Origin of the sequence: Flaviflexus massiliensis (genome assembly GCF_001375495.1) — a bacterium.
GTDB lineage: Bacteria > Actinomycetota > Actinomycetes > Actinomycetales > Actinomycetaceae > Flaviflexus > Flaviflexus massiliensis.
Genome location: NZ_LN831058.1, coordinates 1,058,321 through 1,077,451, shown reverse-complemented (window position 1 = coordinate 1,077,451; position 19,131 = coordinate 1,058,321). Strand labels below are relative to the sequence as shown.

The 19,131-nt window shown below is 58.1% G+C and carries 21 protein-coding genes and 1 tRNA gene; 13 read left to right on the top strand and 9 right to left on the bottom strand.

The features are described from left to right. Nucleotides 1-86 precede the first annotated feature (86 nt). The 4 genes from rplK to BN1241_RS08920 form a co-directional block, all read right to left on the bottom strand. Nucleotides 87-515 carry a 50S ribosomal protein L11 gene (gene rplK / locus BN1241_RS08935; protein WP_054953254.1) on the bottom strand — a complete coding sequence of 143 codons (429 nt, stop codon included), beginning with the start codon at nt 513-515 and terminating at the stop codon, nt 87-89. A gap of 64 nt (nt 516-579) precedes the next feature. Then, nucleotides 580-1,326: a transcription termination/antitermination protein NusG gene (gene nusG, locus BN1241_RS08930; RefSeq protein ID WP_054953253.1), complete on the bottom strand. Its 747-nt coding sequence runs from the start codon at nt 1,324-1,326 to the stop codon at nt 580-582. A gap of 20 nt (nt 1,327-1,346) precedes the next feature. Next, entirely contained in the window at nt 1,347-1,598 is a 252-nt protein-coding gene (secE, locus tag BN1241_RS08925) for a preprotein translocase subunit SecE (protein WP_054953252.1), read from the bottom strand. Nucleotides 1,599-1,654: 56 nt separating this feature from the next. Then, nucleotides 1,655-1,730, bottom strand: a tRNA-Trp gene (locus tag BN1241_RS08920). Between the two features lie 393 nt (nt 1,731-2,123). Here BN1241_RS08920 and BN1241_RS08915 point away from each other — a divergent pair. The 5 genes from BN1241_RS08915 (at nt 2,124) to BN1241_RS08895 (ending at nt 7,761) form a co-directional block, all read left to right on the top strand. After that, complete coding sequence (locus tag BN1241_RS08915) at nt 2,124-3,341, top strand: pyridoxal phosphate-dependent aminotransferase (RefSeq protein ID WP_054953251.1); 1,218 nt, start codon at nt 2,124-2,126, stop codon at nt 3,339-3,341. Between the two features lie 279 nt (nt 3,342-3,620). Next, nucleotides 3,621-5,015: a sensor histidine kinase gene (locus BN1241_RS08910; protein ID WP_054953250.1), complete on the top strand. Its 1,395-nt coding sequence runs from the start codon at nt 3,621-3,623 to the stop codon at nt 5,013-5,015. Continuing rightward, the gene (locus BN1241_RS08905; protein ID WP_054953249.1) at nt 5,015-5,704 is read left to right on the top strand and encodes a response regulator transcription factor; all 690 of its coding nucleotides are present in this window, start codon (nt 5,015-5,017) and stop codon (nt 5,702-5,704) included. The genes BN1241_RS08910 and BN1241_RS08905 overlap by 1 nt, the downstream gene beginning before the upstream one ends. A gap of 28 nt (nt 5,705-5,732) precedes the next feature. Next, the gene (locus BN1241_RS08900; RefSeq protein WP_054953248.1) at nt 5,733-7,031 is read left to right on the top strand and encodes an acyltransferase family protein; all 1,299 of its coding nucleotides are present in this window, start codon (nt 5,733-5,735) and stop codon (nt 7,029-7,031) included. Then, nucleotides 6,997-7,761, top strand: coding sequence for an IS6-like element IS6100 family transposase (locus tag BN1241_RS08895; RefSeq protein ID WP_001389365.1), 765 nt, complete (start codon nt 6,997-6,999; stop codon nt 7,759-7,761). The genes BN1241_RS08900 and BN1241_RS08895 overlap by 35 nt, the downstream gene beginning before the upstream one ends. An 18-nt stretch (nt 7,762-7,779) precedes the next feature. On the opposite strand, the gene BN1241_RS08890 is transcribed toward BN1241_RS08895, so the two are convergent. The 4 genes from BN1241_RS08890 to intI1 form a co-directional block, all read right to left on the bottom strand. After that, complete coding sequence (locus tag BN1241_RS08890) at nt 7,780-8,346, bottom strand: replication protein RepA (RefSeq protein WP_054953247.1); 567 nt, start codon at nt 8,344-8,346, stop codon at nt 7,780-7,782. Further along, nucleotides 8,339-8,995, bottom strand: a complete 657-nt coding sequence (locus BN1241_RS08885; protein ID WP_012196454.1) for a recombinase family protein — start codon at nt 8,993-8,995, stop codon at nt 8,339-8,341. Before BN1241_RS08885 ends, BN1241_RS08890 begins: the two co-directional genes overlap by 8 nt. Nucleotides 8,996-9,146: 151 nt before the next feature. Next, entirely contained in the window at nt 9,147-9,377 is a 231-nt protein-coding gene (locus tag BN1241_RS08880) for a hypothetical protein (protein WP_012196455.1), read from the bottom strand. Between the two features lie 206 nt (nt 9,378-9,583). Beyond that, on the bottom strand, nt 9,584-10,597 hold the full coding sequence (gene intI1 / locus BN1241_RS08875; RefSeq protein WP_000845048.1) for a class 1 integron integrase IntI1: 1,014 nt from the start codon (nt 10,595-10,597) through the stop codon (nt 9,584-9,586). 156 nt (nt 10,598-10,753) lie between these two features. Here intI1 and dfrA1 point away from each other — a divergent pair, with 156 nt between their 5' ends. The 7 genes from dfrA1 to BN1241_RS08840 all read left to right on the top strand — a co-directional run bounded on the left by dfrA1 (nt 10,754) and on the right by BN1241_RS08840 (nt 16,304). Then, nucleotides 10,754-11,227: a trimethoprim-resistant dihydrofolate reductase DfrA1 gene (dfrA1, locus tag BN1241_RS08870; protein WP_000777555.1), complete on the top strand. Its 474-nt coding sequence runs from the start codon at nt 10,754-10,756 to the stop codon at nt 11,225-11,227. Between the two features lie 92 nt (nt 11,228-11,319). After that, entirely contained in the window at nt 11,320-12,111 is a 792-nt protein-coding gene (aadA1, locus tag BN1241_RS08865) for an ANT(3'')-Ia family aminoglycoside nucleotidyltransferase AadA1 (RefSeq protein WP_001206317.1), read from the top strand. 163 nt (nt 12,112-12,274) lie between these two features. After that, nucleotides 12,275-12,622: a quaternary ammonium compound efflux SMR transporter QacE delta 1 gene (locus BN1241_RS08860; protein ID WP_000679427.1), complete on the top strand. Its 348-nt coding sequence runs from the start codon at nt 12,275-12,277 to the stop codon at nt 12,620-12,622. After that, nucleotides 12,616-13,455 (top strand): sulfonamide-resistant dihydropteroate synthase Sul1, encoded by an 840-nt coding sequence (sul1, locus tag BN1241_RS08855; RefSeq protein WP_000259031.1) that lies wholly within the window; start codon nt 12,616-12,618, stop codon nt 13,453-13,455. Before BN1241_RS08860 ends, sul1 begins: the two co-directional genes overlap by 7 nt. A 127-nt stretch (nt 13,456-13,582) precedes the next feature. Then, nucleotides 13,583-14,083: a GNAT family N-acetyltransferase gene (locus BN1241_RS08850; protein WP_000376623.1), complete on the top strand. Its 501-nt coding sequence runs from the start codon at nt 13,583-13,585 to the stop codon at nt 14,081-14,083. Nucleotides 14,084-14,589: 506 nt separating this feature from the next. Beyond that, nucleotides 14,590-15,354 carry an IS6-like element IS6100 family transposase gene (locus BN1241_RS08845; RefSeq protein ID WP_001389365.1) on the top strand — a complete coding sequence of 255 codons (765 nt, stop codon included), beginning with the start codon at nt 14,590-14,592 and terminating at the stop codon, nt 15,352-15,354. Between the two features lie 110 nt (nt 15,355-15,464). Continuing rightward, complete coding sequence (locus BN1241_RS08840) at nt 15,465-16,304, top strand: SGNH hydrolase domain-containing protein (RefSeq protein ID WP_054953246.1); 840 nt, start codon at nt 15,465-15,467, stop codon at nt 16,302-16,304. 202 nt (nt 16,305-16,506) lie between these two features. Here the strand turns inward: BN1241_RS08840 and BN1241_RS08835 are convergent, their stop codons facing one another. Then, on the bottom strand, nt 16,507-17,790 hold the full coding sequence (locus tag BN1241_RS08835) for a phosphotransferase (protein WP_054953245.1): 1,284 nt from the start codon (nt 17,788-17,790) through the stop codon (nt 16,507-16,509). Nucleotides 17,791-17,871: 81 nt separating this feature from the next. On the opposite strand from BN1241_RS08835, the gene BN1241_RS08830 reads away from it, so the two are divergent. Next, complete coding sequence (locus BN1241_RS08830) at nt 17,872-18,891, top strand: adenosine deaminase (RefSeq protein WP_054953244.1); 1,020 nt, start codon at nt 17,872-17,874, stop codon at nt 18,889-18,891. The last annotated feature ends 240 nt before the right edge of the window (nt 18,892-19,131 follow it).

Here is a 19,131-nt window from a genome sequence, read left to right as displayed (position 1 = left end):
CTTTTCTCCTTAGCAGTTGTGGTTAGCGGACCTGCGCAGGCCCTTCCACATGCCGCGGTTGCGGCTGTTGATATTGGGGTGACCGATTAGTCGGTCGTGATGCCCATGGAACGGGCGGTGCCTGCGATGATGGCGGATGCTGCCTCAATGTCGTTGGCGTTGAGGTCGGGCATCTTCATTTCTGCAATCTCGCGAACCTGTTCCTTGGTCAGCTTGCCGACCTTGACGGTGTGCGGGGTTGCGGAGGCCTTCTTGACGCCAGCAGCCTTCTTGATGAGCTCTGCTGCGGGCGGGGTCTTCGTAATGAATGTGAACGAGCGGTCCTCGTACACGGTGATTTCAACGGGAATAACGTTTCCGCGCTGGGATTCTGTTGCAGCGTTGTAAGCCTTGCAGAACTCCATGATGTTGACGCCGTGCTGACCGAGAGCCGGACCGATGGGCGGTGCCGGGGTAGCTGCGCCAGCCTGAATCTGGAGCTTGATCAGGCCAGCAACCTTCTTCTTGGGAGGCATGATGATCCTTATTTCTTGTAACGTGGCGACATCCAATGGCAGAGGGTGACGCCCTGGTTTCCTTCTAGTCGGCCTTCTTGACCTGGTTGAAGGACAGATCGACCGGGGTTTCCTGGCCGACAAGTGTCATGAGCACCGTGAGGCGCTGGTTTGCTGCGTCGACAGCGTCGATCGTGGCCGGCATGCCAACCCACGGTTCGGTGGTGAGAATGACGTTCTCGCCCACTTCGAATTCGACGGAGATGACGGCGGGGGCACCCTTGGTGGGCTTGCCCTGCGAGCGGAGTTCCTTGGCCACTTCTGCTTCGACCACGGGGGTGAGCATCTTGATGACCTCGGGTTCGGTGAGTGCGACGGGGTCGCGGCCGTTACCGACAAAGCCGGTCACGCCCTGGGTTTCCTGTACGGTCCTCCAGGCGTCGTTGTCCATGTTCATGCGCACGAGTGCGTAGCCGGGCATGCGCACGCGGTTGACAAGCTTACGCTCGCCGCGCTTGACTTCAAAGACTTCTTCCATCGGCACCTCGACCTGGAAGATGTGCTCTTCCATGTTCATCGACTTGGTGCGGATTTCAATGTTCTGCTTGACCCGCTTCTCGTAGCCCGCGTACGTGTGCAGAACGTACCAGCGTCCGGGCAGGCCCTTGAGCCTCTTGCGGATCGCTGCGGGTGACGTGGGGTCGTCAGCTGGCTTCTCAGCGGGCGTTTCGGTGGCGGTGTCTTCCGTGGCTTCCGGGGTCACGTCACCGGCCGAGGTCTCCTCGACGTTTTCTGGCGTACCCTCGGGTGCCATATCTGTGGACTCGTCCATCGACACGTTTTCCTACTTTCCTAGCCGAAGATCAAGAATGCTAACTGACCGAAAAGGGCGTCGAGCAACGACACGATCACCATGATGATAATGACGAAGACGGTCACGGTCAGGAACAGGTTGCCCAGTTCCTTACGTGACGGAGTGACGACCTTCTTCAGCTCTCCAATGATCTGGCGGAAGAACAAACGGATTCGCGCCCAGAGACCGAGCTTCTTTTCGGATTTGGGCGAGCGTGAACCGTCTCCGGCTTGGGTTGGTGCGTCGCTCACGCGTCTGTCCTTCCTGTGTTGAGATAAAGGAAGCGGTTCCGAAGAACCGCTTCCTCTGGCAGGGCAGGCGGGACTCGAACCCACAACCGTCGGTTTTGGAGACCGATGCGCTACCAATTGCGCCACTGCCCTACGACTGAGAAAGCCTTGTCTATTATGCCCCGGAAGGACCCTAATAGCCAGTGAGCGTTCTCACGCCTTGCACCACTTTAATGTGCTCACGTATCGAAGTCGAACCAGCACGGTCCACCGTGGCGAGCATCACCACGCCACGAACCCAAACCGGTTCACTTCCGCTCAGAACACTATCAGGGTTCGAGATGCCTCACCGCATCACTTTCCTTATCACGTCTCCTTTCTTTCCGACTTTCCAAATCTTTACCGATCATGTCGCGGTCGCTCATTTGGCTCGGTGATGTTGCCCCGTTCACTGGCACCACCTGGTGGAAAGTTGCACGTTTTGTCCTGTTCATATCCTGACCAGGTTTGACAAGTGCGCAGACATGGCGGGTTGAACGTGGAAGTATGGGGGGCGTGAATACTCAATCTCCCGCGCGCCGCGTTTCAGCGCGACTTGGCGCACTTCAAGAATCTGCAACCCTCGCCGTTGACGCCAAGGCTAAGGCGCTCAAGGCTGCGGGACGGCCCGTTATCGGTTTCGGTGCCGGTGAACCCGACTTCCCCACCCCCGACCACATTGTCGAAGCGGCAGTCAAGGCGGCCCGCATTCCCGCGAACCACCGCTACTCCCCCGCGAAGGGCCAGCCCGCACTCCGGGAAGCCATCGTGGCCAAGACCCTCGCCGATTCCGGTGTCGAGGTTGATCCCAATAACGTGCTCGTCACCAACGGCGGTAAGCAGGCAGTCTTCCAGAGCTTCGCTGCGTTGGTTGATGAGGGGGATGAAGTATTGCTTCCAGCCCCCTACTGGACCACGTACCCGGAAGCGATCCGTCTCGCGGGTGGCGTTCCCGTCGAGGTGTTTGCTGGTGCAGACCAGGAATACAAGGTGACTGTTGAGCAGCTTGAAGCCGCACGGACCGACCGCACCAAGGTTCTGCTGTTCTGCTCCCCCTCAAACCCGACCGGCGCCCTGTACTCGAAAGAGCAGACCCGCGCGATTGGCGAATGGGCTCTCGAGCACGGCATCTGGATCATCACGGACGAAATCTACGAACACCTCGTCTACGACGGTCTCGACAATTCCTACATTCTCCGCGAGGTTCCCGAACTCGCCAACCAGACCCTCGTTCTCAACGGCGTGGCAAAAACTTATGCCATGACCGGGTGGCGCGTGGGCTGGATGTACGGCCCCTCCGACATCATCAAGGCCGCAACCAACATGCAGTCCCACCTCACCTCAAACGTGGCCAATGTGTGCCAGGCCGCCGCACTCGAGGCACTGACCGGCGACCAGTCATCGGTTGCCGAGTTCCGGGAAGCCTTCGATCGTCGCCGCAAGCTCATCGTCGCCGAGCTGCGGAAGGTGAACGGCTTCGAAGTTCCCAACCCGCAGGGCGCTTTCTACGCCTACCCATCAGTAGAGAAGGTCCTTGGTCGCGAGATTGCGGGCCGCACCCCCACCACCTCGTCCGAGCTGGCAGAAATCATTCTCGAAGAAGCCGAAGTCGCGGTCGTTCCCGGTGAGGCATTCGGTCCCTCCGGATTCCTCCGCCTGTCGTATGCGATGGCGGATGAGGACATCCTCGAAGGTGTTGGTCGCATCCAGAAGCTTCTCGCCTAAACCCTTCAATTAATACACGCACGAACTGTGCGGTTTGGGGCTCGGTCTCATGACCGGGCCCCAAACCATTCCCGCTGCAATTTGTCACCCGTCGTGTTTCCACCGTTCGAGGCACGTCTAGTTTCTAGGTTCGTGGACTAACTTGTTTCTACGATTCGTAGCCCGCCCAATTCCTACGTTCCACTTACGCCCTTTACTTACCGCATTCGTCGTTTCTCATTTTCGCCTCATAAACACCTTGCATAATCGTCTTGGAAGGGGATGACAATGCGATTTTCTATGCCTCGGTGGTCGGTGCGCACCCGAATCGTCACAGCCGTGCTGTTGCTGACGGTTGCGACACTTGTCGCGGTTGGCATCACCTTCTACACGGTCCAGCGCAACCATATTGATGACCGCATCAATCAGCAACTGCAGATTGCGATGGAGGAATTCTCCGCGGAAGCCACCGAAACCTATGAGGCGGGCACGTTCGATAACCTGTCGGATCTCATGCAGGACGTGCTCAGCCACCGAGTGCCGGAGGACTCGGAGGGCATGGTCGGGTACGTGGGTGCCAGACCGGAGTGGACGCAGCCGGGTGGTCTCGACATGGTGGCCGATAAGGAGCTCATGCAGATCCTCGCTGAACGCGTGCAGGCACTGCACGGCCAGGAACAGGGCGAGACCCGCACAGTTGAGACCTCAACATCGACCTACCGCTATTCGCTCATGCCCATCACCCTCGGAGATCTTGGAGAGGGCGCCTACGCGGTCGCCTACGATGTGGATGCGGAAATGGCGCAGCTGACCGACACGTTCCGCATCTACGTGATCGCAGCCCTCATCTGCATCGCCGTCCTCTTTGCTGCTTCCTGGGTGATCGCCGGCGAACTGCTGCGCCCCATTCGCGAGCTACGAGAAACGGCCAGCCAGATCAATGAGACGGACCTCAATGCTCGACTCGAGGTCGATACGAAGGATGATTTGGGGGACATGGCGATCACCTTCAACTCGATGCTCGATCGGATTCAAAAGACTTTCGATTCCCAACTGCAGTTGTTAGATGATGCCGGGCATGAGATCCGCACCCCGATCACCATTGTTCGCGGACACCTCGAACTCATGGACATCGACGATCCGGACGACGTGAGCGCCGTGCGTACACTGGCGATGCACGAGTTGGATCGAATGCATCGTCTTGCCGATGATCTCGTTCTGCTTGCGAAGGCGGAGCGTCCCGACTTTGTTACGAAGCACCCGGTTGATGCGGGGCCGTTCATTGACCACATCTACGAACTCGTCCAGCAAATCAGCGCCAACCATTCGTGGCAGCTCCAGTCCCGCATCGAGGCCATCATCGCGATCGATGAGCAACGAATGACCCAGGCCATGATCCAACTCGCCGCCAACGCCGCGAAGTTCTCCCCCGAAGGAACTCTCATCAGCATTGGTTTATCCGTGGACCGGGAGGTCAAGATGTGGGTAAAAGACCGCGGTATCGGGGTAAGTTCGGAGAGACGAGCGGAGATCTTCGAACGCTTTGGCCGCGCTAACACTACGGTGGAGGGAGCGGGCCTCGGTCTGCCGATCGTCGCGGCCATTGCCGCAGCGCACGGCGGCCGAGTCGACCTCGATTCGACACCGGGTCACGGTTCCACGTTTAAGATTGTTTTTCCCCACGAGGAGATCTGATGGCAAACATTTTGATTGTTGAGGACGAGGCGGGGATTTCATCCTTCGTGTCCAAGGGATTGAAGGCCGCCGGTCACCTGCCAACCGTCGCAGCGACCGGCCAGGACGGCCTCCACTATGCCCTCACGGGCGGCTACGACCTCATTATCTTGGATATTGGTTTGCCCGACTTGGATGGCTACCAGGTGCTGGAGAGGATGAGGGGCCAGGGTGTGTCCACCCCCGTCATCATCCTCACCGCCCGCTCCTCCGTTGGTGACACCGTGCAGGGTCTCGAATCGGGAGCCGATGACTACATGGCAAAACCCTTCCGTTTTGAAGAGTTGCTTGCGCGCGTGAAGCTCCGCCTGAGGGCAGAAACAACCGCCGGCCCATCCTTGAACCAGCTGCAGGTGGGTGATCTGATCATGGATCTTCCCCGCCATCAGGTCACCCTGTCCGGCAAGATCATCGACCTGTCAGCGCGGGAGTTCGCCCTCCTTGAGGCGTTTCTCAATCATCCGGGCCAGGTTCTTTCCCGCGAGCAGCTCCTCGACCGGGTCTGGGGCTACGATTTCGACCCGAACTCGAACGTTGTCGATGTTTACGTGCGCTACCTGCGCCGCAAGATTGGCAATGGCTGGATTACGACGGTCAGGAATATGGGTTACCGGCTGAGTGAGCCGACTAACTCACACGACCGGAAGTAGTCCCGACACACCCCGCTATCCTTGAACAGTGACAATTCATGGGGTAGATAAACGCGCTTTTCGGGATACGAGGAAATTCAGACCAGAACTCCACGGGGTTCGCGGCCTTGCCATCTTCCTTGTCGTGGCATTCCACATCATCGGTAACGGCACGGTCTCCGGCGGTATCGATGTCTTCCTGGCAATCACGGGTTTCCTCGCCCTCCCGAGCCTCATGCGACGCACCGGAGATGGCTGGAAGCTCGGTCTTGCGGCACGCTTCTCTGGTCTCATCCGCCGCCTCCTCATCCCGCTCCTCCCCCTGCTTCTTGCCGTCGGTATTGCCGGCACCTACCTCATTCCCCTGTCCGAACAGCCCCAGCTGTTTACCGAACTGCGCGCTTCGATCCTCTTCTATGAGAACTGGGAACTGGTCAATTCACAGTTGACATACGAAGCTGCCGGTCCCGAAACCTCACCCCTGCAGCACCTGTGGTCAACGTCGATCCAGGGTCAGTTCCATCTCGTCATGACATTCCTCGTCATGCTCGTTGCTTTCATCGCGATCAAGGCGCGCAAGTCCAAGAAAACATCCCTCATTGTCGTCCTCACCCTCATCACCATCGCATCCTTCGCGTGGGCGGTGGTTGACACCTCGATCTCGCAGGCTTCCGCCTACTTCTCCACCGCATCCCGCGCCTGGCAGCTGACCCTGCCCGGCATCCTCGGCCTCATTGTCGCCGACCTCAAGCTCTCACCAACAGTGCGCGCCATCATGTCCTGGATGGGAGTCGGGCTGATCGTGTCGTGCGGTTTTGTGCTGGACGGGGCGCGTCTCTTCCCCGGGCCTGCCGCGCTGTGGCCCATTCTTGGCATCTGCCTTGTTCTTGCGGCGGGCGAAACCAAGACACGGTGGGGTGCTGACCGACTGCTGGTGACGTGGCCATTCCAGAAGGTTGGCGACATCTCCTATTCCCTCTACCTGTGGCACTGGCCGATCCTCATCTTCACCCTCCAAGCCACGGGCATGGAACGCGTCGACTTTGGCACCGGAACCCTTGTCTTCATCGTCTCGATCATTGCTGGCGCAATCGGAAAATGGGCTTTTGAGGACAGGCTCGCCAACTGGTCGTTCGCCTTCCCGTACCCCAGGAGGGCCTTTGCCTCCGGTCTCGCCATCACCCTCGTCTCAGTTATCGCAGCGTCCGGAGCTCTCACAGCTTCCACTACGCGCCTTGATAGTGCTATTGACGGCTCTGTTGCAAAAATCGTGAAGCTTGAGCATGCTTGGCGGAGATTGGACGGACGGAACGATGACGGATTTCAAGTGGCGCCATTTCCAGGGTGATGTGATCCTGTGGGCGGTGCGCTGGTATTGTCGCTATCCGATCAGCTATCGCGACCTTGAGGAAATGCTGGCGGAACGCGGCATTTCGGTCGACCATACGACGATCTATCGCTGGGTCCAGTGCTACGCCCCGGAGATGGAGAAGCGGCTGCGCTGGTTCTGGCGGCGTGGCTTTGATCCGAGCTGGCGCCTGGATGAAACCTACGTCAAGGTGCGGGGCAAGTGGACCTACCTGTACCGGGCAGTCGACAAGCGGGGCGACACGATCGATTTCTACCTGTCGCCGACCCGCAGCGCCAAGGCAGCGAAGCGGTTCCTGGGCAAGGCCCTGCGAGGCCTGAAGCACTGGGAAAAGCCTGCCACGCTCAATACCGACAAAGCGCCGAGCTATGGTGCAGCGATCACCGAATTGAAGCGCGAAGGAAAGCTGGACCGGGAGACGGCCCACCGGCAGGTGAAGTATCTCAATAACGTGATCGAGGCCGATCACGGAAAGCTCAAGATACTGATCAAGCCGGTGCGCGGTTTCAAATCGATCCCCACGGCCTATGCCACGATCAAGGGATTCGAAGTCATGCGAGCCCTGCGCAAAGGACAGGCTCGCCCCTGGTGCCTGCAGCCCGGCATCAGGGGCGAGGTGCGCCTTGTGGAGAGAGCTTTTGGCATTGGGCCCTCGGCGCTGACGGAGGCCATGGGCATGCTCAACCACCATTTCGCAGCAGCCGCCTGATCGGCGCAGAGCGACAGCCTACCTCTGACTGCCGCCAATCTTTGCAACAGAGCCGGTGAGGGTGCTATCCCATAGCGCCCGATCTTCTGGCCGCTTGGGATTCCAGAATAGAAAAGCGCGCTTGGCAATGACGACGTTCTCAATGCCGAAGTCATTGCCTTGCTCGCCGGCAAGCGAAATCATGGATGAAAACAGGCGTTGCGCCTGATTGCGAAGGGTGGCCGTGTAACGGCCATCGGTGTGCATTCCGAGCCTTTGTAGAAATTCCGATTGCGACCGGCCAAGGTTCAACACGGGGTCTTTCGTTCGCACGGCCTCGGTGCATATCCAAGCAAGCAAGGTGCGCGGCATAGAACCGTAGGGCAGGCCGATGCTCGGCTTGCCCATGATCGACAAGGTGACGATGCCATTGGTGCGCTCAAAGTAGCTGGTCTTGGGGTCGGTGTGGGGCATGGTCGCTTGCACAAGGCAACGGGCCATGTAGCCGACTAAGCCAGCTTCGCGGGCATCCTCCATTTCGAGCGCGAGGCTCGTCTTGATGATCTCGTTGATACGATGGCCGGGGGCTTTGTTGTTCTTAGGCATGTTGTTCCCTCCCCGGCATGGTGATGGTTGGTCTAGTGTTTGTGGGTTTGATGTTCCGGCGTTTGATGAACAGGCGCAAGGTGTGAGGGCTGACGCCTAACAACTCGGCTGCGCGACTTTGCGGCAAGCCAAGGTTCACGTATGCCTGTACTTCATCAATACGGCTGTCCAGCTTCAAGGCGCTCGATTTGCTGCCCTTGGGTCGCCCGAGCGTCTTGCCGCGCTCTCTGGCGACTTGTAGCGCCTCGGTGGTACGTGCCTGAATGAAATGCCGCTCGATCTGTGCAGCCAAGCCAAGCACGGTTGCCATGATGTCGCTTTGTAGGCTGCCGTCCATGATGATCTTCTGTTTGGTCACATGGACGATTAGGCCGCGCTCGCTCGCCGCTTTGAGAATTTCCAAGGCGGCGAGGGCGGAACCGGCAATGCGCGTAATCTCCGGCGTCAGTAGCACGTCGCCACGCTCGGCCTTTTCGATGATTGCTCCGAGCTTGCGCTTGCGCCAGTCCTTTGCTCTGCTGGCAATTTCTTCCTCGATCTGTAGCGGCGCGAAGCCTTTGGCGTTCGCGTATTCGAGCAAACCGTATTTTTGGTTTTCCGGGTCTTGGCCGTCACGCGAAACCCGGAGATAGGCATAGTATTTTGGCATTTGCAGGGAAAACGTCAGATTCGGTTAAACATGCCTCATTCTAGCGCAGATTAAATAGGAATTAAATACCCTGTTGCGGTATAGATAAAACGTTGGTTTGTTCTGCCCTATGAGCGTACAAAAAAGGCCGGGTGAGTGGCCCGGCCTTCGTTTAGGTGCTGAATAGGATTGGTTCTGGTGCCAGCCTCATGAGAAGCGCGTCATAAAACCACATGAGGGCCGACGCACCAAGGCCGACGCCTGCGACCGATAGCATGATGTGGGTCTTATTGGCCGAGTCCAGCCCAAGCCACATGATCGGTAGGGTGATGAGACTGGCGAACGAAGCCAAGCCGAGAAGAAAGCGCACCGGGCCGCGCAGCCACCAGAGAATGAGGAACACCAGATGTCGTTTTCAGAAGACGGCTGCACTGAACGTCAGAAGCCGACTGCACTATAGCAGCGGAGGGGTTGGATCCATCAGGCAACGACGGGCTGCTGCCGGCCATCAGCGGACGCAGGGAGGACTTTCCGCAACCGGCCGTTCGATGCGGCACCGATGGCCTTCGCGCAGGGGTAGTGAATCCGCCAGGATTGACTTGCGCTGCCCTACCTCTCACTAGTGAGGGGCGGCAGCGCATCAAGCGGTGAGCGCACTCCGGCACCGCCAACTTTCAGCACATGCGTGTAAATCATCGTCGTAGAGACGTCGGAATGGCCGAGCAGATCCTGCACGGTTCGAATGTCGTAACCGCTGCGGAGCAAGGCCGTCGCGAACGAGTGGCGGAGGGTGTGCGGTGTGGCGGGCTTCGTGATGCCTGCTTGTTCTACGGCACGTTTGAAGGCGCGCTGAAAGGTCTGGTCATACATGTGATGGCGACGCACGACACCGCTCCGTGGATCGGTCGAATGCGTGTGCTGCGCAAAAACCCAGAACCACGGCCAGGAATGCCCGGCGCGCGGATACTTCCGCTCAAGGGCGTCGGGAAGCGCAACGCCGCTGCGGCCCTCGGCCTGGTCCTTCAGCCACCATGCCCGTGCACGCGACAGCTGCTCGCGCAGGCTGGGTGCCAAGCTCTCGGGTAACATCAAGGCCCGATCCTTGGAGCCCTTGCCCTCCCGCACGATGATCGTGCCGTGATCGAAATCCAGATCCTTGACCCGCAGTTGCAAACCCTCACTGATCCGCATGCCCGTTCCATACAGAAGCTGGGCGAACAAACGATGCTCGCCTTCCAGAAAACCGAGGATGCGAACCACTTCATCCGGGGTCAGCACCACCGGCAAGCGCCGCGACGGCCGAGGTCTTCCGATCTCCTGAAGCCAGGGCAGATCCGTGCACAGCACCTTGCCGTAGAAGAACAGCAAGGCCGCCAATGCCTGACGATGCGTGGAGACCGAAACCTTGCGCTCGTTCGCCAGCCAGGACAGAAATGCCTCGACTTCGCTGCTGCCCAAGGTTGCCGGGTGACGCACACCGTGGAAACGGATGAAGGCACGAACCCAGTGGACATAAGCCTGTTCGGTTCGTAAGCTGTAATGCAAGTAGCGTATGCGCTCACGCAACTGGTCCAGAACCTTGACCGAACGCAGCGGTGGTAACGGCGCAGTGGCGGTTTTCATGGCTTGTTATGACTGTTTTTTTGTACAGTCTATGCCTCGGGCATCCAAGCAGCAAGCGCGTTACGCCGTGGGTCGATGTTTGATGTTATGGAGCAGCAACGATGTTACGCAGCAGGGCAGTCGCCCTAAAACAAAGTTAACCTCTGAGGAAGAATTGTGAAACTATCACTAATGGTAGCTATATCGAAGAATGGAGTTATCGGGAATGGCCCTGATATTCCATGGAGTGCCAAAGGTGAACAGCTCCTGTTTAAAGCTATTACCTATAACCAATGGCTGTTGGTTGGACGCAAGACTTTTGAATCAATGGGAGCATTACCCAACCGAAAGTATGCGGTCGTAACACGTTCAAGTTTTACATCTGACAATGAGAACGTAGTGATCTTTCCATCAATTAAAGATGCTTTAACCAACCTAAAGAAAATAACGGATCATGTCATTGTTTCAGGTGGTGGGGAGATATACAAAAGCCTGATCGATCAAGTAGATACACTACATATATCTACAATAGACATCGAGCCGGAAGGTGATGTTTACTTTCCTGAAATCCCCAGCAATTTTAGGCCAGTTTTTACCCAAGACTTCGCCTCTAACATAAATTATAGTTACCAAATCTGGCAAAAGGGTTAACAAGTGGCAGCAACGGATTCGCAAACCTGTCACGCCTTTTGTACCAAAAGCCGCGCCAGGTTTGCGATCCGCTGTGCCAGGCGTTAAACATCATGAGGGAAGCGGTGATCGCCGAAGTATCGACTCAACTATCAGAGGTAGTTGGCGTCATCGAGCGCCATCTCGAACCGACGTTGCTGGCCGTACATTTGTACGGCTCCGCAGTGGATGGCGGCCTGAAGCCACACAGTGATATTGATTTGCTGGTTACGGTGACCGTAAGGCTTGATGAAACAACGCGGCGAGCTTTGATCAACGACCTTTTGGAAACTTCGGCTTCCCCTGGAGAGAGCGAGATTCTCCGCGCTGTAGAAGTCACCATTGTTGTGCACGACGACATCATTCCGTGGCGTTATCCAGCTAAGCGCGAACTGCAATTTGGAGAATGGCAGCGCAATGACATTCTTGCAGGTATCTTCGAGCCAGCCACGATCGACATTGATCTGGCTATCTTGCTGACAAAAGCAAGAGAACATAGCGTTGCCTTGGTAGGTCCAGCGGCGGAGGAACTCTTTGATCCGGTTCCTGAACAGGATCTATTTGAGGCGCTAAATGAAACCTTAACGCTATGGAACTCGCCGCCCGACTGGGCTGGCGATGAGCGAAATGTAGTGCTTACGTTGTCCCGCATTTGGTACAGCGCAGTAACCGGCAGAATCGCGCCGAAGGATGTCGCTGCCGACTGGGCAATGGAGCGCCTGCCGGCCCAGTATCAGCCCGTCATACTTGAAGCTAGACAGGCTTATCTTGGACAAGAAGAAGATCGCTTGGCCTCGCGCGCAGATCAGTTGGAAGAATTTGTTCACTACGTGAAAGGCGAGATCACCAAGGTAGTCGGCAAATAATGTCTAACAATTCGTTCAAGCCGACGCCGCTTCGCGGCGCGGCTTAACTCAAGCGTTAGATGCACTAAGCACATAATTGCTCACAGCCAAACTATCAGGTCAAGTCTGCTTTTATTATTTTTAAGCGTGCATAATAAGCCCTACACAAATTGGGAGATATATCATGAAAGGCTGGCTTTTTCTTGTTATCGCAATAGTTGGCGAAGTAATCGCAACATCCGCATTAAAATCTAGCGAGGGCTTTACTAAGCTTGCCCCTTCCGCCGTTGTCATAATCGGTTATGGCATCGCATTTTATTTTCTTTCTCTGGTTCTGAAATCCATCCCTGTCGGTGTTGCTTATGCAGTCTGGTCGGGACTCGGCGTCGTCATAATTACAGCCATTGCCTGGTTGCTTCATGGGCAAAAGCTTGATGCGTGGGGCTTTGTAGGTATGGGGCTCATAATTGCTGCCTTTTTGCTCGCCCGATCCCCATCGTGGAAGTCGCTGCGGAGGCCGACGCCATGGTGACGGTGTTCGGCATTCTGAATCTCACCGAGGACTCCTTCTTCGATGAGAGCCGGCGGCTAGACCCCGCCGGCGCTGTCACCGCGGCGATCGAAATGCTGCGAGTCGGATCAGACGTCGTGGATGTCGGACCGGCCGCCAGCCATCCGGACGCGAGGCCTGTATCGCCGGCCGATGAGATCAGACGTATTGCGCCGCTCTTAGACGCCCTGTCCGATCAGATGCACCGTGTTTCAATCGACAGCTTCCAACCGGAAACCCAGCGCTATGCGCTCAAGCGCGGCGTGGGCTACCTGAACGATATCCAAGGATTTCCTGACCCTGCGCTCTATCCCGATATTGCTGAGGCGGACTGCAGGCTGGTGGTTATGCACTCAGCGCAGCGGGATGGCATCGCCACCCGCACCGGTCACCTTCGACCCGAAGACGCGCTCGACGAGATTGTGCGGTTCTTCGAGGCGCGGGTTTCCGCCTTGCGACGGAGCGGGGTCGCTGCCGACCGGCTCATCCTCGATCCGGGGATGGGATTTTTCTTGAGCCCCGCACCGGAAACATCGCTGCACGTGCTGTCGAACCTTCAAAAGCTGAAGTCGGCGTTGGGGCTTCCGCTATTGGTCTCGGTGTCGCGGAAATCCTTCTTGGGCGCCACCGTTGGCCTTCCTGTAAAGGATCTGGGTCCAGCGAGCCTTGCGGCGGAACTTCACGCGATCGGCAATGGCGCTGACTACGTCCGCACCCACGCGCCTGGAGATCTGCGAAGCGCAATCACCTTCTCGGAAACCCTCGCGAAATTTCGCAGTCGCGACGCCAGAGACCGAGGGTTAGATCATGCCTAGCATTCACCTTCCGGCCGCCCGCTAGCGGACCCTGGTCAGGTTCCGCGAAGGTGGGCGCAGACATGCTGGGCTCGTCAGGATCAAACTGCACTATGAGGCGGCGGTTCATACCGCGCCAGGGGAGCGAATGGACAGCGAGGAGCCTCCGAACGTTCGGGTCGCCTGCTCGGGTGATATCGACGAGGTTGTGCGGCTGATGCACGACGCTGCGGCGTGGATGTCCGCCAAGGGAACGCCCGCCTGGGACGTCGCGCGGATCGACCGGACATTCGCGGAGACCTTCGTCCTGAGATCCGAGCTCCTAGTCGCGAGTTGCAGCGACGGCATCGTCGGCTGTTGCACCTTGTCGGCCGAGGATCCCGAGTTCTGGCCCGACGCCCTCAAGGGGGAGGCCGCATATCTGCACAAGCTCGCGGTGCGACGGACACATGCGGGCCGGGGTGTCAGCTCCGCGCTGATCGAGGCTTGCCGCCATGCCGCGCGAACGCAGGGGTGCGCCAAGCTGCGGCTCGACTGCCACCCGAACCTGCGTGGCCTATACGAGCGGCTCGGATTCACCCACGTCGACACTTTCAATCCCGGCTGGGATCCAACCTTCATCGCAGAACGCCTAGAACTCGAAATCTAACGTCCGTTCGGGCATCGAGGTCCATGTCGGGGTGGGACGGGCCCGTGGCTTCAAGATCACTTGCAGTCCGACCGCGATGTCTTGGTTGCGCGAGAGGTTGTCGATATCCTCCACTTCCATCATCAACCCTGGATAATGCCGCCGCCGTCATCGCCGCCGACGCCCGTGCCGGGCTTTTCGGGCCTGTCAGGCTTGCTCGGCCTTCAGCCTGCCTGGGCGAGATCTCCGGCGGACGGATTAACGGCGGAGCTTCGCCGCCTTTCGTGCGTGTGAAGGCCGAAGATAGTTCTCTCAAAAACATCCGTTTATGAGAGATACCAAATGTCATTTTCAGAAGACGACTGCACCAGTTGATTGGGCGTAATGGCTGTTGTGCAGCCAGCTCCTGACAGTTCAATATCAGAAGTGATCTGCACCAATCTCGACTATGCTCAATACTCGTGTGGGCTCTGTTGCAAAAATCGTGAAGCTTGAGCATGCTTGGCGGAGATTGGACGGACGGAACGATGACGGATTTCAAGTGGCGCCATTTCCAGGGTGATGTGATCCTGTGGGCGGTGCGCTGGTATTGTCGCTATCCGATCAGCTATCGCGACCTTGAGGAAATGCTGGCGGAACGCGGCATTTCGGTCGACCATACGACGATCTATCGCTGGGTCCAGTGCTACGCCCCGGAGATGGAGAAGCGGCTGCGCTGGTTCTGGCGGCGTGGCTTTGATCCGAGCTGGCGCCTGGATGAAACCTACGTCAAGGTGCGGGGCAAGTGGACCTACCTGTACCGGGCAGTCGACAAGCGGGGCGACACGATCGATTTCTACCTGTCGCCGACCCGCAGCGCCAAGGCAGCGAAGCGGTTCCTGGGCAAGGCCCTGCGAGGCCTGAAGCACTGGGAAAAGCCTGCCACGCTCAATACCGACAAAGCGCCGAGCTATGGTGCAGCGATCACCGAATTGAAGCGCGAAGGAAAGCTGGACCGGGAGACGGCCCACCGGCAGGTGAAGTATCTCAATAACGTGATCGAGGCCGATCACGGAAAGCTCAAGATACTGATCAAGCCGGTGCGCGGTTTCAAATCGATCCCCACGGCCTATGCCACGATCAAGGGATTCGAAGTCATGCGAGCCCTGCGCAAAGGACAGGCTCGCCCCTGGTGCCTGCAGCCCGGCATCAGGGGCGAGGTGCGCCTTGTGGAGAGAGCTTTTGGCATTGGGCCCTCGGCGCTGACGGAGGCCATGGGCATGCTCAACCACCATTTCGCAGCAGCCGCCTGATCGGCGCAGAGCGACAGCCTACCTCTGACTGCCGCCAATCTTTGCAACAGAGCCCTATTGACACCTACCGAGACTCAATCGTCCTTGAGGACCATCCGGGGGCGAGTGCCATGGTTGCCCCCGACTACATTGATATTGCACCCCAGCCATTCCTACCTGACAGCAGTATCTTGCGGCACGATTTTGGCTGGAACATCCACCTGACGCTCGAAAACAATTGTGTTCAGCGCAAGACAGCTTCCGACCCAGTCTCCTGCCAATACCCTGAATCAACGTCTGGTCCTCTTGTCATCATGGTCGGGTCTTCACACACCGGTCAGTGGTCCACTCCATTTGGTCAGCTGGCTGAAAAGTATGGTTGGGACCTCGAGCTTTATGAAAAGTCGGGTTGTCTCTTCAACCGCGATGGAATCGAAAATGATGCCGGAGTTCTCATCACGGATAGCTGCGTAGTGTGGAATGACAACGTTTTGGAAGCTATCGAGGAACGCCAACCTGACCTTGTCATTACAACCGGTACCACCCGAATCGGTAACGAACCAGAGATGACGACGGACGGAATGCTCGAAGCCATCAACCACGTAGAGGAGATGGGTATCCCTGTCTTCCTGCTTCGCGAGAACATGCACCGCACCGAGAACATCGAAACTTGCATCGCTGAATCTCAGGGCGACAAGGTGTTTGACTGTGCTGAACCTCGTGAGCTCTTCTATGACCCCGTTATTGATGCAAGTGGTTTCCCCTCAGAATCCGAAAACATCACCATGTTTGACACATCCAAATACACATGCGACGCCGACCAGTGCTACGGCATCGTTGGAAACATTGCGGTCCTACGCGACGAAAACCATCTAACAACTACCTTTGCTAATTCGGCTCTACCATTCCTTGATGAAGCACTACGTGAGTTCGTCCCACACCTCACAGTTGAAGACGAGAAAACGCCGTAGTCTCGAGGACATGTTCAAGTGCGATAGCTAGAGCTATCGCACTTGAAAGTCCAAGCCTTGTGGTGACCCTGGCCGCATGAGGTCCTCAAGTGTCGTTGCACGAGACTTAAGTGTCACACACACCTTTCGGAGCCCTTGAAGATCTCCGAAAGAACTTAGTCTCTCGACAAAAACATGACTCGCTGTCACGAGAGCACGCAGACTAACGAGGGTTGGCTGCGATTCGGTTGCGCTTGGCGAGGTGTCCGTAGCCGCGTGCCAGCCACATTTCTGCAGCCGCAAGTCTGCCTTCCGCATCGCTTAACCATTCACGACCGTCCTCGCGGCGAGCACCGGCTATGAGCGAGAGCGTGACCCCTGCGCAGCGGGCCATGAGGGCAACCGGGTCCACCTGCTGTTCGCAGATGCGGGTCCAGATCTCGAGCTCCTCGGCCACGTGCGGATAGGCATGCGGGGCGAGGTACGGGAGCACGGAGATGTGCCCGAGTAGGCACCCGAGGTCGTCAACACGGTAGCCGGGTCCGAGAGAGTCAACATCGATGAGCGCGGACACGGTCGAGTTGCGAGCATCCATCAGAATGTTTGCCTCATAGAAGTCGCCGTGGGTGGCAACGATCGGGCCCGGATCGGAGTTCGCCATCAAATAGTTGACGCCCGCGGTCAGGTTCTCGATTCGGTTCCGGTAGGAGGGCAGCACCGTGATGGCAGCGTTTCCGTAGTGGTCTGCTCGTTCGGACCATGCGGGGCGCCTTGTCAGGTTTGAGGCCTCGGCAGGAAGCTTTTCCAGGAGCCCGAGGAGGCTGCCCAAGATCTTTTCAACGTTGTGTCCCATTCCTCGCGACAGGAGGTTCGCGAGCGGCTCCCCCTCCCCCGCACTGATGAGGACAAGACCGTCGGGAGTGTTGTGTAGCACCCGGGGTGCGGGTATGCCGGCGTTGACCAGCATGTTGTGACGCTTAACCAGAGAATGGGCGTGGTCGGGGCGCACCACCTTCGCGTAGGCACGCGCACGGTTCGGATAGTTCACCCTCAGCACTCCACGTCGAGTGGGGCGGTAAGACAGAAGCTCGAGCTTCACTCGCTGCCCCACGAGTTTGCTCATGGCTCCCGATTCGCAGGCAGTCTTCAGTGCCGGGAGTTCCGGGTCGTTCGGGTGGCGCCACACGTGGACGACGATCCCTTCGGGACCGTCGATGCGGACGAGAATGTCGGACGGAGGCTGGGAGACTCGGCCCGTGGTCGCACAGATGTATTCATCGGCAAGGTTTCCACCCGGTACGAGCACTTGAGAATCGCTGGGGCCTTCGATCTGCACCGTGTATCCCACGGTCACTCCGGCGCCGGGTCGGTGGTGGACGGAATGAACCTTCCACGCGCGGACGATGCCCGCGCTCGCCAGTGCGGCACTCAGCATGTCGCCGGCCTCTTGGCCGGTGAGAAGCTCTACTTCGCGAGCTTCCCGAAGCGCCTGATCAGTGATGCTCATGTGGCTATTGTCCCCAACTTTCTGTCGACTTGCTCGGTGAGTGTGTTTGCGCGGGACTGTTTCCTTTGGCAGATTGAGCTTGTGCGCGATTTGGACGAACTACCGAAGGTACACCTGCATCTCCACTTTACCGGCTCGATGCGGGTGGAATCTCTGCGGCAAATAGCAGAAGAGCAGGGAGTCCGGCTTCCCGCCAACGTTGTCGACAATGTCGCACTCTCCGTTCCCGCTGACCAGCGTGGCTGGTTCCGTTTCCAACGCGCCTATGACGCTGCCCGCAAGGTCGTGAACAGCGAAGACGTTATGCGCCGGATCATCCGAGAGGCCGCGGAAGACGATGCGAAGGAAGGTTCCCGCCGGCTCGAAATCCAAGTCGACCCGACCTCGTATGCGCCGTTTGTGGGGGGACTCACTCCGGCCCTGGAGATCGTCGTTGATGAAGCGAAGGAGTCGAGTAAGGCAACCGGTGTTGAGGTGGCAGTGATCGTTGCCGCCTCCCGCATGAAGCATCCGCTCGACGCGCGGACTCTTGCTCGCCTTGCGACGAAGTTTGCGGGTGACCAGCCGGGCGATGTCATCGGTTTTGGTCTGTCGAACGATGAGCGGCGCGGAACGACATCGGAGTGGGCCCCTGCCTTCAACATTGCGCGCAGGGGCGGCCTTGCCGCCATGCCCCACGGCGGTGAGCTCCTCGGCCCCGATCACCTGCGTGAAGTCGTAGCCCACCTCAAGCCCACGAGGATCGGGCACGGCGTTCGTGCCGCTGAGGATCCCGATCTGCTGGCACGGATTGTTGACGCTGGGATCGCGCTCGAAGTGTGCCCCGCCTCCAACGTCTCCCTCGGTGTTTACCCTGACGAGAAGTCCGTACCCCTGCAGCAGATCTTTGAGTCGGGTGCGCAGATCGCACTCTCGGCAGATGACCCGCTGCTGTTCCTGTCCCGTCTCACCGACCAGTACCAGATCGCTCGGGACCTGGGAGCAACTGATCGCCAGTTGGCAGACATGGCAGTCTCGTCCATCAACGCTTCCCTTGCCTCCGAGCACTCGAAGTCGAAATGGCGGGGAGAAGTGGCCGACTGGCTCGCAACAGACGAGTAAGCAATAGGCGAGTAACACAACCCGCGTTGAGCATCTCGGGCGTGTCCCGGGCAGGATTGATTGACGGTTCTGTCCGGGACACGTTTTATGTCTGAGTGCTTGATTCCGCGAGCGCCCATTATCACTCAGCTGGACGCGCTCAATTTCCTATGTGAATCGTTAAGGCAACAGGCAATTCTCTCCTTGCCTATTCTTCCGTAATATCCCGTATTTTTAGGGCCGGCTCCGACCTTGGTCCCC

Bases quoted from the DNA above. Each gene is read 5' to 3' on its own strand.
- rplK (WP_054953254.1), bottom strand. From the start codon at position 515: ATGCCTCCCAAGAAGAAGGTTGCTGGCCTGATCAAGCTCCAGATTCAG.
- nusG (WP_054953253.1), bottom strand. From the start codon at position 1,326: ATGGACGAGTCCACAGATATGGCACCCGAGGGTACGCCAGAAAACGTC.
- BN1241_RS08915 (WP_054953251.1), top strand. From the start codon at position 2,124: ATGGGGGGCGTGAATACTCAATCTCCCGCGCGCCGCGTTTCAGCGCGA.
- BN1241_RS08910 (WP_054953250.1), top strand. From the start codon at position 3,621: ATGCCTCGGTGGTCGGTGCGCACCCGAATCGTCACAGCCGTGCTGTTG.
- BN1241_RS08905 (WP_054953249.1), top strand. From the start codon at position 5,015: ATGGCAAACATTTTGATTGTTGAGGACGAGGCGGGGATTTCATCCTTC.
- BN1241_RS08895 (WP_001389365.1), top strand. From the start codon at position 6,997: ATGACGGATTTCAAGTGGCGCCATTTCCAGGGTGATGTGATCCTGTGG.
- BN1241_RS08890 (WP_054953247.1), bottom strand. From the start codon at position 8,346: ATGCCTAAGAACAACAAAGCCCCCGGCCATCGTATCAACGAGATCATC.
- BN1241_RS08885 (WP_012196454.1), bottom strand. From the start codon at position 8,995: ATGCCAAAATACTATGCCTATCTCCGGGTTTCGCGTGACGGCCAAGAC.
- intI1 (WP_000845048.1), bottom strand. From the start codon at position 10,597: ATGAAAACCGCCACTGCGCCGTTACCACCGCTGCGTTCGGTCAAGGTT.
- aadA1 (WP_001206317.1), top strand. From the start codon at position 11,320: ATGAGGGAAGCGGTGATCGCCGAAGTATCGACTCAACTATCAGAGGTA.
- BN1241_RS08860 (WP_000679427.1), top strand. From the start codon at position 12,275: ATGAAAGGCTGGCTTTTTCTTGTTATCGCAATAGTTGGCGAAGTAATC.
- sul1 (WP_000259031.1), top strand. From the start codon at position 12,616: ATGGTGACGGTGTTCGGCATTCTGAATCTCACCGAGGACTCCTTCTTC.
- BN1241_RS08850 (WP_000376623.1), top strand. From the start codon at position 13,583: ATGGACAGCGAGGAGCCTCCGAACGTTCGGGTCGCCTGCTCGGGTGAT.
- BN1241_RS08845 (WP_001389365.1), top strand. From the start codon at position 14,590: ATGACGGATTTCAAGTGGCGCCATTTCCAGGGTGATGTGATCCTGTGG.
- BN1241_RS08840 (WP_054953246.1), top strand. From the start codon at position 15,465: ATGGTTGCCCCCGACTACATTGATATTGCACCCCAGCCATTCCTACCT.
- BN1241_RS08835 (WP_054953245.1), bottom strand. From the start codon at position 17,790: ATGAGCATCACTGATCAGGCGCTTCGGGAAGCTCGCGAAGTAGAGCTT.